A 13,000-nucleotide genomic window follows, 5' to 3' on the forward strand; every position below is an offset into this window, starting at 1 on the left:
CGATTTTTAACGCGCTTGAAAAGTTGCAAGAGCAAAATCCAACATTAATCCGCTGCAGTAAGCTGATAAGCTGCCACTGTTAGCTTACCGGCAGCGGTTTGTGCGCGAATGCGGCTATCATACATTGCCTCTGCAGCCGCTACTGGTAACGTAAACTCACCTGCTGCACTCACCCGTACCTGATAACTTAGCTCGGTGATTTGCGGACTAACACTGCCGTACCAGATCAGACGATCTTCACGAATATCGACATAATCGGCCCGCCATAGATCAGTCTGCCTAGGAACTGAACTGCGCACCACTTCAAAGCCAGCAGGCAATAAGTCGGTGATGACTACGTTTGGTACCGTATCTTTGCCCAAACTGCGGATCCTTAGCTGCACTGTCAGCACTTGCCCTTGCTGCATACGGGTCACTTTATTGCCTGCGTCATCGAGATAATCCCGCTGCAACTCCAGTCCCTCCGCTATCGGCTGAGTAGGGAGAGCTGCGGCATAGCCCTGCTCTGACAAGGCGTAAAACAGCGGGAAATCGGCTTTTATAGCAAGTTGGCTGTGTGCCTCTTGGCTTCTAGCGCTGGCATAGGGCAGATTATCGATTAATGCCAACAGCTGCCCATCTGCCAATAACTGCGGCAAGGCCTGATTGGCTTCTGCGGTAAGAGCACCATAAGCAGATAACGCCAAAATACTGTAAGCGGCGGCTTGGGTGTGATATTCCCCAGCAAACAGCGGCTTTAACTGTGCCAATAATTGCTCACTACTTAGCTGTTTTGCTCGCTCTGGGAAATGCCGCGACAACAAATACAAATACTGACTGTCTAAATTAAACTGCGATTGAAACTGCGTATTGGCAAAAGGCGGCAGCGCTGGGGTTAGCGGTTGATATTCCCGAGCTAACTGCGACTGGGTATTGGTTCGATAATTACGAATTAACGACTCGGCCAGTGCTGGCTGCTGTAACAGCTGATAGCTGGCAGCCATATACACTGCCGTGATATCTGATTGCCAACGGCTTTGATGTTGTTGCTCCAGCCGTTCATGTAAGCTGGTTAGCGCATTCGTAACCTGCTCACCTTTTACGCTCAGTAAATAAATCGCCTGTGCGCGAAGTCTAGCTTGATACAAACTGGCACCAGCTAACCGAGTTAAACCACGTAAATACGCCAGCGCGCGGTCCAGCAGATAATGCGGTACAGCAAAGCCTTGCTGCTCCGCTGCAATTAAAAATTGCGTCACATAAACGGAAGGAAAATCCGCACTTTGAACTTGACCAGGCCAAAAAGCAAAGCCGCCATCGTTTTGTTGCCTTTCGGCAAGTACCTGAAGTAGCTTGGCAAATTTTTCGTTTAATTGCGGCCATTGCGCTTGGAAATGAGGTTGCTGCACTAACGGGATCCAAGGAAAGACCTGACTGACCATTTGCTCGGTACAACCATGCGGATAAGTATCCAGATAATGGCTTAACCTATCCACCAATAATAATGGGCTGCTGCCCGCAGTGAGTTGCCGTTCGGCTAACACGGGCAGTAATGGCGTCGTAGCTATGCTTTGCTCGCCACGGGCGCTATAACCAAAAGTGAGCTTGCGCAAATAAGGCTGTGCTGGGCGAATACTTAAACTTAGCTCTCGACTGGCACTTTCACGGCCATCGGCCGTGCTCACCTGAAAACGAATACTGGCTTCGCCTGGCTTAGCATCACCTTGCAGATCGGCCGCTTTTAAGCGCATACGCAACGCCTGTTCACTCCCTTCTGCAAGGGTAATACTTTGGCTGGACGCAGACATTAAGCTTAAGCCGTCGCTAACGGTGGTCGTCACGCTTAACCCGAGTGCATCACCCGATCCCTCGAGCATATTGGCAACCGATAAGCTGATCTCAAACTCATCGCCCGGTGCAACCGCCGTTAATACATCAGGTTGCAACACAAAAGGCCCCCGAACTCGCAGATCCTGACTAGTTGCGCCCAGCGCTTGCTCTGATACCGCTACCGCCATTAATTTTACCGCACCAGTGAAGGTTTCAGGTAAGCGCGCTTGATGAACAGTCCCCTCACTATCGGTTTGCACCACGCCTAGCCAGAAAACGCCCGGTTGGTCAACACGTCTGGCAAAAGGGTTTAAATTGGCATCCAGCATCGCGCCAGCAACCAACATCCGCTCGCGATCACCGCCAATCCCAGCCCGAAGCCGTTGCAAAGCGCTAAACTCGGGCAATACTAAGTCTAGCATTTGCATACTGCGTACTTGTAGTGCGCGTTTTTGTAAAAAGAAACCCAACGGATCCGGTAATTCATATTCGGCTACCTGTAAAATGCCTAAATCCACACCATACAGCAGTACGTCTGCAGGCTGATTACTATTAAGCTGGATTGAAAAGTCTTTGCCAGGACGCACCAATTCTGGTGCTTGCAGATTAAGCGTTAACTCTCGAGCTGAACGAGCAATATTGAAGGGCTGCACCGCATAACTTAATGGGCTTAGCAATAACTCTGGTGCACCGGCTGCACGCACAAAACTGACATTTAAATAGGCATTCCCCTGCAAGCCCTGAGGGACTTGAATACGTTGCACACTATGGCTGCTATCAGCTTTAAACCAGCTAAAGGCCTCAACTTTATCGGTTTCAATAGTTACTAAGCCAGTACCGGTATAAGGCGCGGTTACACTAAATTCTAGCCATTCGCCTACCTCATAATCTGTTTTACTCAGGGTTAGCTGCAACTGCGCATTTTGCTCAAGTTTTGCCGTTAAATTGGCTGTTCCCACTACGGTATAGTCGGTTTGGCTTAACAGCTCGCCCTCGGCATTAAGCAGCTGCAGCTGATATTCGCCCGGCTCGGCAGTATTGAGAGAGTAATGGATCCCTTGCTCTGGTATGGCAAACGGCTGTTCACTTAAGGTTTTTTGCTGCAATACTGTTTGATATTGCAAGCTACCATCAGCTTGTTTCACTAAGCTGGAGAGCGGGTTTTTTTGCACCAATTTAAGGGTAAGTGCGTTTTGTGGCTGCAATGCTAGCTGCTGATCAATGGCAATAAAGTGTACTTGCCTACGCTGGGCTTGTTGTAAAAAGCCCAAATCACCGTCGGCTTTTACCCCAATTAAGAACGGACTAGCAGCAACTAATGCGGCATTTCCATGCTGAACCGCGCGGCCACCCGCACCATCAAAACCATCTATATAAAGTTGCAAACGCCACTGGCCGGCACTAAAGCGCTGTAACGGCAAATCAAAGCTAACTTGTCCTGCGCTGTCGGTTTGTTGCTCAGCTAAGTTATCACGTTGTCGCACCAGATTATCGGCATTTTTTAAACCAAAGTGATAATCGGGGTACTGCGCAAAGTGAAAGGCGCTGGGGATCAGCATATAGCGGGCTGTTACCCGGCGCTGCTGTGCTGCACTGCCAAATAAATTATCTAATTGCACATTCAGGGCTAGCGCCTCCGGCGTAAGCCAGCCTGTAGCTTGCTGATTAAATTGGCTACTAATTTTTAAGGTATCGGGTAAAAACTCTTCTACCATAAAAGTCACTTCACCCAGATACTGCTGGGTTCGGCCTTTGGCATCAAGCAATTGTATGGACGCGGTATACTGGCCAGTTTCACTGTATTGCTCGGTATTCAGACTAAAGGTTTGCAGGCCGCGTGCGCTTAAACTAAATTTTTGTTGCTGCACAGTATTGCCGCGAGGGCCAATGACGGTTAATTGTAAAGATAGTTTCGCTGCGTTTACCGGATCCAAATCGCTTCGTCTGATGATACTTGCAAGACGCACTAGCTCGCCAGGGCGATAAATACCGCGATCACTAAATAAGAAGGCTTTTAGCTGATCAGGCTGCGAGGATTGATACTCCCCGTCTACGGCAAAGCGAGAGAAGTCTAACTGCCGGCTATAACGATCATAGGGAATAAAAGTACTGTCGGTTTGGCCATTTTTTGCATAACGCACTAAATACACCACAGGTTGCTGCGCACCCTGCAAGCCTTGAGTTACGCCAAGTTGTGCCTGCCCCTGCGCATCAGTTTTCGCTGTCATTACCGGCAAACCATTACGTCCTAGTAGCTGCACTTCAGCACCTGCCACCGGCTCGCCGCTTACTAGCGACATAACAAACACCCGCTGGCTGCTGTCGTTGTGATGTTTTACCATTAACCCGAGATCAGTCACCATCACTAGGCGCTTATCTAATAGCTCGCCGCGCCAATCTGGATATTCAGGGTTATGCTGATACAGCTCAATAAAATACACCCCCATCCCAGCACGCTGTAAATGCGGTTTTAAATCCAGACTTAAAAATTGGTTTTGCTGTGGTTTACTAGTATTGGCAGTGAGAAGCTGTTCAGTAATATCAGCTAAGTTTTCTGGGCCAAAGCTATAATTGTAGAAAAATGGATTACTGATATCGCCGCCAGTCTGGCTGATTAAATGATTTAAATGTTGCGGTAAAACCTTACCCAGCCTTACTTTTAATTGGGGTACACCGCGGCTGATCAATTGTAACTTTTGCTCTCCTGATAATAACAACACGGCACCCTCGCCACTGATCCGTGCTTCTTTTGGATACTCGGGCAAGCTTAATACACTTTGAAAGGTTTTAGTTAGCTGATACTGGTCCAGCCCCGGTAAACCGGCAGCAAGCACCACCGCCAGTTGCCGACCCACGGGTAAGTCCAGCTTAATGGCAAAATCTTGCGCGTGGGCAAAAGCTCCGGGAGCAAGCTGATAGGTTAACTGTGCAGCTTGCTGCAAATTGGCCGTGGTCAGTTCTGCTGCGCTCCAACTGCGTTTATTGGCCTTTTCTGGCAGTAAATACAGGGTCAGATGCTGTGCTAAATCGGCATAACGCACCCGCTCAGTCAGGCTTAATTGCAAGACTTGCTCCGGCTCCTCTTGGTTATTTCTGACCAACTGTATTTGCGTAGAACTTACTTGCAGCACTGACGCGCCATCAGGAATGCGTAATTGTTGCTCTTGCGCCGTCAGCGTCTTGCCTGTTCCTTCAGCTGCGGATACCCCAGCAGCTAACTGTAAGGTTAAGAACTGCTCTTGCTCAGGTAAGCTGATGGCCTCGGTTTGCAAATACCAGAGGCGATCTTGCTCCGCCGCTTGCAAACTGTAGGACAGAGGTTTTGTCACCGCCCCAGCCCGCGCGCCGGTCTCAGGCAAACGCAGGGTTAAGGCTGCTCGAACACTATGCTCAGTCACCGGATGACTGAAAGCCAGTGTCGCCAGAACCTTTCGCACCGATAATTGCTCAGGATCTTGGTGTAATCGCAGATCTTGCACCTGTGCTGTTAATTCTGGGCTAACAAATTGCCAGCGGCGGCTGGCCAGTGGCAGCCCTGCGGCAAACCAGTCTTTCGGTAAATTAACCTGATAGCTCTGTCCAGCTGGCCAAGCGCTGTCGGGAATAAACTGCAAGGTATTATCATCCAACCATTGCCAACTGCCACTTATAGCAGGTTTGAGTGTTTCGCCGACCGGCAGCTTTTCCCCCACTAACGCCAGCTTAGCAGCACTTAAAAAGGAGGTGGGGCCAACCGGTAAAATAGGCTCAGATCCAGGCATTATCCGAGGTGTCGGTTGGCTGTCTAATACTAGTGTGTCATCCTGCGGATAATGAAAACGCAAGGTCAATGGCGTGGCTTGCTCCTTACCCTCACGATATTCCCCCAGTACAGGCGGGGTAAGCTCGGCATAAACCTTGGGGCTAACCGGTAATTGCCGGAAATACTGCACGGCCCAAATACTAGCAGCCAAAATCAACACTGCCAAAGCAGCGTTAATCACAAAAGCCATAGGCTTAACACGGGCATACTGCAAAAGCGTAGTAAGCCAAGCGGGAGCTGACCAAGTTAGTTGACCAAAGATACGTGAGAAAAAAGACGGCGCGGCAGACATAAACTTTCCTTGATTATGCTAAGCAAAAAGGTAGCGTAACAAAGCTAGTATAGCCGAAAAACATTAACAACTGATGAACTAAAACTTATCCACCGGTCTCCGGTACCGGCCGGAGCTCTGAGCTCTTACCGGTACCGGAGACCGGTGGATAACATGGGATAACATTGTAGGAGAAACTAGCCTTGGCGGTTAGTTCTGGAAGCCGGTTTACCTTGAGAGGTGGCTTTGCCTTTTGCTGGCACTTGACTAGCAGGCTTAGACGCCGCTTGGCCTGCTTTCGCTTTAGTTGGCGCGGTGCCCTTATGCGTTTTCGCCGTGGCTTTTGCTGCTGGATTTAAGCCAGTATGCCGCGTTAACGCCGGCTTACCACCGCGCTGCGGTTTTTGCAGTAGCTCGTCTTTAGTTTCTGGTGGGACTAAGCACTCTTTACCACGACCAATCAAATGCTGCATTTTTAAGCGGATCAGCGCTTCGCGGATCATCGGCCAACCTTTTGGATCATGGTAACGTAAAATCGCTTTATGTAAGCGCCGCTGCCGCTCGCCTTTCGGCACTGCCACCACTTCCGTATTCGCTTTGTTAATATTTTTCAGCGAATTCATTTCCGTATGATAAATCGTCGTGGCATTGGCCATTGGACTGGGGTAAAAATTTTGTACCTGATCAAGCCGGAAATCACGCTCTTTTAACCATAGCGCCAGATTAATCATATCCAGATCGGTAGTCCCCGGGTGCGAGGCAATAAAATACGGGATCAGATACTGCTCTTTACCCGCTTCTTTACTAAAGCGGTCAAACATTTCTTTAAATTTATCGTACGCACCCATACCCGGTTTCATCATTTTTGATAAAGGACCATGTTCAGTATGCTCAGGGGCGATTTTTAAATAGCCACCGACATGATGCTGCACCAACTCTTTCACATAATTCGGATCTTCTACCGCTAAATCGTAACGTACACCGGAGGCGACCAATACTTTCTTAATGCCCGGTAAATTGCGGGCTTCACGGTATAGTTCAACCGTTGGGCTTTGATCGGTATCCATATGCTCACAAATGGTCGGATAGACACAAGATGGGCGACGACAGGTTTGCTCCGCTTTCGGATTTTTACAATTTAACCGATACATATTGGCGGTCGGGCCACCTAAGTCAGAGATCACGCCAGTAAAACCCGGCACCTTGTCACGAATATCTTTGATCTCTTGCATAATCGACTCTTTCGAGCGACTTTGAATAATCCGACCTTCATGCTCAGTAATAGAACAGAATGAACAGCCACCAAAGCAGCCACGCATAATATTGACCGAGGTTTTAATCATCTCATAAGCAGGGATTTTCGCCTTGCCATACACCGGATGCGGTACCCGTTGATACGGCAAGCCAAACACTAAATCCATCTCTTCGGTGCTTAACGGAAAAGCCGGTGGATTGACCCAAATATGTCGATCACCATGGCGCTGCATAATAGCGCGAGCACAACCTGGGTTGGTTTCTTGGTGTAAAATCCGCGACGCATGCGCATACAAGGGTTTATTAACACTCACCTGCTCAAAGGCTGGCAGTTTTACGTAGGTTTGCTCCCACGGTTTTTGCCGGGCCGGTTGTACTAATATGGGTTTAGCTTCCACTTCAACTGGCTTGGTTAAATCAATACCGGCTTTAGCAAATTCTGAGTAACTACTACAACCGACATCATCGGCGCCATAGGGATTGGGGATAGGATCAATTTTGCCGATTTTATCTAGCGCAGTAGAGTCGACACCGCGCCAGCCGGGTAAAGCTTCTTTGCGAATAACCGCAGTGCCGCGTACATCTTGAATTTCACTGACTGGCACGCCGCTGGCAATGCGGTAGGCAACTTCAATTAATGGCCGCTCAGCGTTACCATAAATTAAAATATCGGCCTTGGCATCGAAAATGACCGAACGGCGCACTTTTTCTGACCAATAATCATAATGAGCAATACGCCGCAAGCTAGCTTCAATACCGCCAATAATGACCGGCACCTCTTTATAGGCTTCTTTACAGCGCTGGGTATACACCGTTACTGCGCGGTCTGGTCTTTTACCGCCAATATCACCCGCAGTATACGCATCATCATGCCGCAGTTTTTTATCGGCGGTATAACGGTTGATCATCGAATCCATATTACCGGCTGACACACCAAAAAACAGATTCGGCTTCCCCAAGCGCATAAAGTCATCTTTGCTATGCCAATCCGGCTGGCAGATCAGTCCGACTCGATAGCCCTGCGCTTCTAACATGCGTCCCACTACTGCCATCCCAAAGCTGGGGTGATCAACATAGGCATCACCCACCACTAAAATGACATCACAGCTATCCCAGCCCAGCTCGTCCATTTCGGCGCGAGACATGGGAAGAAACGGCGCAGTACCAAAGCACTCTGCCCAATATTTGGGATAAGAAAATAAATCACGATCAGGTGCCATCCTTGCTACAGGAGCAGATTTGCGGGAAACAGAATGAGCTGTGGACATAATTTAAACACCTGACTGAAACATGGGCGCGCATTATACAAGGAGTATAGAGGAAAGGCGAATATAGCAGGGTAAATCGGCAGACACTTTAGTTAGCCGCGCAAACAGTGACGAAACGGTCAAAGGCTTAGATAACAGTTTTAGTGCAGAGCTTAAAAGCAAAAAGCCGCTTAATAGCGGCTTTTCAAAAATCTGGAGCGAGTTACGAGGTTCGAACTCGTGACCTCGACCTTGGCAAGGTCGCGCTCTACCAGCTGAGCTAAACTCGCATAACAATGATTTAATACCTCTGGCAAGTATTAAATGGTGCCCGGGGCCGGACTTGAACCGGCACGGGGTTTCCCCCGAGGGATTTTAAATCCCTTGTGTCTACCGATTTCACCACCCGGGCAGACAACTTTATGTAGCTGTAACATTGTGTTAATGGAGGCGGGTCCCGGAGTCGAACCGAGGTGGACGGATTTGCAATCCGCTGCATGGCCACTCTGCCAACCCGCCGCTAGTTGTTCCATCTCCGAGGAGTTGGAGCGAGTTACGAGGTTCGAACTCGTGACCTCGACCTTGGCAAGGTCGCGCTCTACCAGCTGAGCTAAACTCGCGTTGCTATGATCTTTTACAAGACCAACTGCCTTAACACGAGACGCATTCTACTGTTTTAATTAAATCCGTCAATATTAAATTTTTAGTTTTATGACTGTTTGCTTAAAAAGTAACTGACTTGCTGTGATTATCAGCAACTTGCCCGCTTAATGGCTGGCCAAGTCGTTCCAAGCAGCACGTAAATACTCATACATCGACCAAAGGGTTAACACGGTAGCGATATACAGTAAAATCATCCCCACTGGGGTAAACCACGCTAATAATGTGATTTGCGGCTGCCAAATAAGCCCTATCAACGCCAGCATTTGCGCGATTGTCTTATACTTACCAAGATTAGAAACAGCGACATTCGCGCGCTTGCCAAGCCCAGCCATCCATTCACGTAAAGCAGAAATGACAATTTCACGGCTGATCATAATCAGTGCTGGAATAATCACCCACAGCGTTTGGATCTCGACTGCGATCAGTACCAAGGCAGTTGCTACCATCACCTTGTCGGCCACCGGATCAAGGAAGGCACCAAAAGGCGTAGATTGCTCCAGTTTACGGGCTAAGTAGCCATCTAACGCATCGGTGACTGCAGCCAAACAAAAAACCAGAGCCGACCAAAAACGCGCATTTTCCAAGCCAGAATAGAAACAAAAGATAAATACCGGGATCAGCAATAACCGGAACAGGGTTAACAGGTTTGGAATATTCCACATAAAAGGGTCTCACGAACTTAATGGCTGCTATGCTACTTGTTATGACAAGCTTGGTAAATCTTTTCTGCTTGTTGTTTTGAAATTCCCGGCACGGTACAAAGTTCTGCCACCGAGGCTTTCATCACCCCTTGCAAACCGCCTAAATACTGTAATAGCGCTTGGCGGCGCTTTTCACCAACACCGGCAATATTTTCCAGCGGACTCTTTATCAAGGCTTTGCCTCTTTTATTACGATGTCCGGTTATCGCAAATCGGTGCGCCTCATCGCGGATCTGCTGCACCAGATGTAAAGCTGGTGTATCTTCGGGTAAATTTAGGCTACGACCACTGTCCCAAAGTATCAGGGTTTCCAAACCCGCTTTACGCCCCTCGCCTTTCGCGACACCAATCAACAAGGGCTTTTTGGCATGCGGCCAATCTTTAAATTGCTCCAAAGCAATATTAAGCTGACCTAGGCCGCCGTCAATAAACACAATATCAGGGATCTTACTGGTATCGGTCAGTTTGCTATAGCGTTTGTCTAACGCAAAACGCATCGCCGCATAATCGTCACCGCCGGTAATGCCAGTGATATTGTAACGGCGATATTCTTGTTTAAACGGGCCTTCACCATCAAACACGACACAAGACGCTATCGTGGCTTGCCCCATGGTATGGCTAATATCAAAACATTCCATGCGGCTAATCGGCTCAGCAAGTGACAACAATTGTTGTAACGACGCATAACGTAAACGCATTTTTTGTGCCAGTGACTGTCGGCTATCCAAGGCAATTTCGGCATTTTTCTGTGCCAATGCCAAGTACTGGGCTTTTTCACCGCGTTTAGCATAGGTAAAACGCACTTTCTGCTCAGCCATTTTACTGATGGCTGCAGCTACGGCATCTTCATCATTTAACGCTTGCGGTAACACTATTTCCGTCGGGATATGCTGATCACTGTGTCCACTTAAATAAAATTGCAGCACAAAAGCAGCCAACACTTCACTGGCATCCGTCTCCGGTGGGACCTTGGGGTAAAAAGATTTGCTACCGAGAATTTTCCGATCACGAATAAAAAGCACATGCACAACCGCCGTTTGTCCTTGCAAGCTAAAGCCAATAGCATCTAATTCTTCATGCTCTCCGCTCACATGTTGTTGCTCTTGTACTCGCCTTAGCGCACTAATTTGATCACGATATGTCGCCGCAGCTTCAAATTGCCAACTATCACTCGCGGCAGCCATTTTTTGAACCAAATCATCAATCACTTGCTGATTCTTGCCCGCTAAAAACAATGCAGCAAGTCGCACCTGCTCGGCATAATCAGCATCGGAAATTTTGCCGACACAAGGCGCACTACAGAGCTTTAACTGATATTGCAAACAAGGCCGAGTTCGAGCGCGATAAAAACCGTCTTCACACTGGCGAATCGGAAAAATCTTTTGCAGTGTTTTTAAACTTTGCCAAACCGCACCGGCATTGGGGTAAGGCCCAAAATACTGGCCTGCCAGCTTACGCGGCCCGCGATGCGAGCTGATCCTAGGATGCTTATGGTCGGTAATAAGAATGTAGGGATAAGATTTATCATCCCTCAACAACACATTGTATTTTGGGAGATGTTGCTTAATTAAATTATTTTCGAGGATTAACGCCTCAGTTTCACTGTGGGTTAAAATAAACTCGACATTGGCAATTTGACTCACCAGAGCTCGCGTTTTAATACTATCAACCTGCAGTCGAAAATAACTACTTAAGCGTTTTTTGAGATCTTTCGCTTTTCCAACATAAATTACCGTACCAGCCTGATTAAACATGCGATAAACGCCTGGCTGTTGTGGCACCCTTGCCAGAAAGGTTTTTGCATCAAACATGGTTTTGTTAAGCACCAACATGCCACCTTGCCAAGGCAAGGTGTTGTTTAAAAGGCAGAGGTTTATTGAGCAATTTTAGCAATATCAATCATACCGTGGCGTAAAGCCATATGAGTCAATTCTACATCACCACTGATAGACAGCTTCTCAAACATTCGATAGCGGTAAGAATTGACGGTTTTAGCACTGACGTTCAACTGTTCGGCAATGTCTGTTACCTTTTGCCCTTGGGTAATCATCAGCATGATTTGCAATTCGCGATCAGATAGACCTTCAAACGGGTTTGCTTGTTGGTTATTGACCTTTGACAACGCCATTTTTTGCGCCACCTCATCCGAGATGTGCCGCGCACCAGAATAGACCTTTTTAATCGCCATGATCATTTCTTTTGGCGCAGAATTTTTAGAAATAAAGCCCGCAGCACCTAACTGCATCACTTTGGTCGGTACGGGTTCTTCGCAAGAAATCGACAAGCCCAGAATTTTAATATCAGGACAGTAATGTAAGATACGCTTGGTGGCTGTAATGCCACCCATACCAGGCATATTCATATCCATCAGCACCACATCAGGCTCATGCTGGCGACAAAACTGGATGGCTTCTTCACCGGAATTGGCTTCGCCTATCACCTTGATACCGCGCTCATCCATTAGTATGCGACTAATCCCAGTTCGTACAAGCTCGTGATCATCAACTAACAATACGTTAATCAACTTGGCTTCTCCGTCATACTGGTTTGCTCAGGAGGTGGAACAAGGCCAACCTGAACTTAGAATTATAATAATAGCTGTTTATGATTACTCACCGCCTTTTGCCAAGGCTATAACGATAAACTGGCCGCGTTTTCACTTCGGATAAGTGTGCCAGAAAGCCAGATAACTGCAAACAGAAAAATGAACGATAACGATAAGAAAAAGTCATTTGTATGACGAGTTAATCAAAGAGATTGCTGTTCAAAATTATGCTGATCACAAGGGGTTTTTACTGAAGGACTAAACTGAAGTGTTAACAAGAAAGTGGCGGAGGGAGAGAGATTCGAACTCTCGGTAGGCTATTAACCTACGCCGGTTTTCAAGACCGGTGCATTAAACCGCTCTGCCATCCCTCCGCGCTATGGCAGGCATCATAAAGAAGTTAACCACTGCTTGTAAAGCGCTAATGTTATGACTTTTAATCGTTTGCCGAGAATTTCATCAACAAGCTGTTATTTTCAACAATTTTCTAGGTGAACTGGCGTTTTCTATGAACGTAAACAATCGCCAGCCAGAGACGCCAAAAGCAAAAAACCACCTATTAAGGTGGTTTTTTTAGAATAAGTGGCGGAGGGAGAGAGATTCGAACTCTCGGTAGGCTATTAACCTACGCCGGTTTTCAAGACCGGTGCATTAAACCGCTCTGCCATCCCTCCAGCGCTGCGTATACTAATCACTTTGTATAAGAAA

At 47.8% G+C, this 13,000-nt stretch carries 5 protein-coding genes and 6 tRNA genes; all 11 read right to left on the minus strand.

The window, feature by feature from the left end:
- Nucleotides 1-44: 44 nt before the first annotated feature.
- The 11 genes from ACO1PK_RS00095 to ACO1PK_RS00145 all read right to left on the minus strand — a co-directional run bounded on the left by ACO1PK_RS00095 (nucleotide 45) and on the right by ACO1PK_RS00145 (nucleotide 12,966).
- Entirely contained in the window at nucleotides 45-5,903 is a 5,859-nt protein-coding gene (locus ACO1PK_RS00095) for an alpha-2-macroglobulin family protein (RefSeq protein ID WP_423186663.1), read from the minus strand.
- 176 nt (nucleotides 5,904-6,079) lie between these two features.
- On the minus strand, nucleotides 6,080-8,356 hold the full coding sequence (locus tag ACO1PK_RS00100; protein ID WP_423188246.1) for a YgiQ family radical SAM protein: 2,277 nt from the start codon (nucleotides 8,354-8,356) through the stop codon (nucleotides 6,080-6,082).
- A 241-nt stretch (nucleotides 8,357-8,597) separates the two neighbouring features.
- A tRNA-Gly gene (locus ACO1PK_RS00105) sits at nucleotides 8,598-8,673 on the minus strand.
- A gap of 35 nt (nucleotides 8,674-8,708) precedes the next feature.
- Nucleotides 8,709-8,795: transfer RNA gene (locus ACO1PK_RS00110), tRNA-Leu, on the minus strand.
- A 33-nt stretch (nucleotides 8,796-8,828) separates the two neighbouring features.
- Nucleotides 8,829-8,902, minus strand: a tRNA-Cys gene (locus ACO1PK_RS00115).
- 25 nt (nucleotides 8,903-8,927) lie between these two features.
- Nucleotides 8,928-9,003 (minus strand) — tRNA-Gly (locus ACO1PK_RS00120).
- Between the two features lie 147 nt (nucleotides 9,004-9,150).
- The gene (pgsA, locus tag ACO1PK_RS00125; RefSeq protein WP_423186664.1) at nucleotides 9,151-9,708 is read right to left on the minus strand and encodes a CDP-diacylglycerol--glycerol-3-phosphate 3-phosphatidyltransferase; all 558 of its coding nucleotides are present in this window, start codon (nucleotides 9,706-9,708) and stop codon (nucleotides 9,151-9,153) included.
- Nucleotides 9,709-9,740: 32 nt separating this feature from the next.
- Complete coding sequence (gene uvrC / locus ACO1PK_RS00130) at nucleotides 9,741-11,558, minus strand: excinuclease ABC subunit UvrC (RefSeq protein WP_423188247.1); 1,818 nt, start codon at nucleotides 11,556-11,558, stop codon at nucleotides 9,741-9,743.
- Nucleotides 11,559-11,620: 62 nt separating this feature from the next.
- On the minus strand, nucleotides 11,621-12,271 hold the full coding sequence (gene uvrY / locus ACO1PK_RS00135; protein WP_423186665.1) for a UvrY/SirA/GacA family response regulator transcription factor: 651 nt from the start codon (nucleotides 12,269-12,271) through the stop codon (nucleotides 11,621-11,623).
- A gap of 304 nt (nucleotides 12,272-12,575) precedes the next feature.
- Nucleotides 12,576-12,666, minus strand: a tRNA-Ser gene (locus ACO1PK_RS00140).
- A gap of 209 nt (nucleotides 12,667-12,875) precedes the next feature.
- Nucleotides 12,876-12,966 (minus strand) — tRNA-Ser (locus tag ACO1PK_RS00145).
- Nucleotides 12,967-13,000 lie beyond the last annotated feature (34 nt).

The organism is Alishewanella sp. d11 (genome assembly GCF_049390205.1).
Taxonomy (GTDB): domain Bacteria; phylum Pseudomonadota; class Gammaproteobacteria; order Enterobacterales; family Alteromonadaceae; genus Alishewanella.

Excerpts from the sequence above, each read along its gene's own strand:
- ACO1PK_RS00095 (WP_423186663.1), bottom strand. The coding sequence starts at position 5,903 with ATGTCTGCCGCGCCGTCTTTTTTCTCACGTATCTTTGGTCAACTAACT.
- ACO1PK_RS00100 (WP_423188246.1), bottom strand. The coding sequence starts at position 8,356 with ATGGCACCTGATCGTGATTTATTTTCTTATCCCAAATATTGGGCAGAG.
- pgsA (WP_423186664.1), bottom strand. The coding sequence starts at position 9,708 with ATGTGGAATATTCCAAACCTGTTAACCCTGTTCCGGTTATTGCTGATC.
- uvrC (WP_423188247.1), bottom strand. The coding sequence starts at position 11,558 with ATGTTTGATGCAAAAACCTTTCTGGCAAGGGTGCCACAACAGCCAGGC.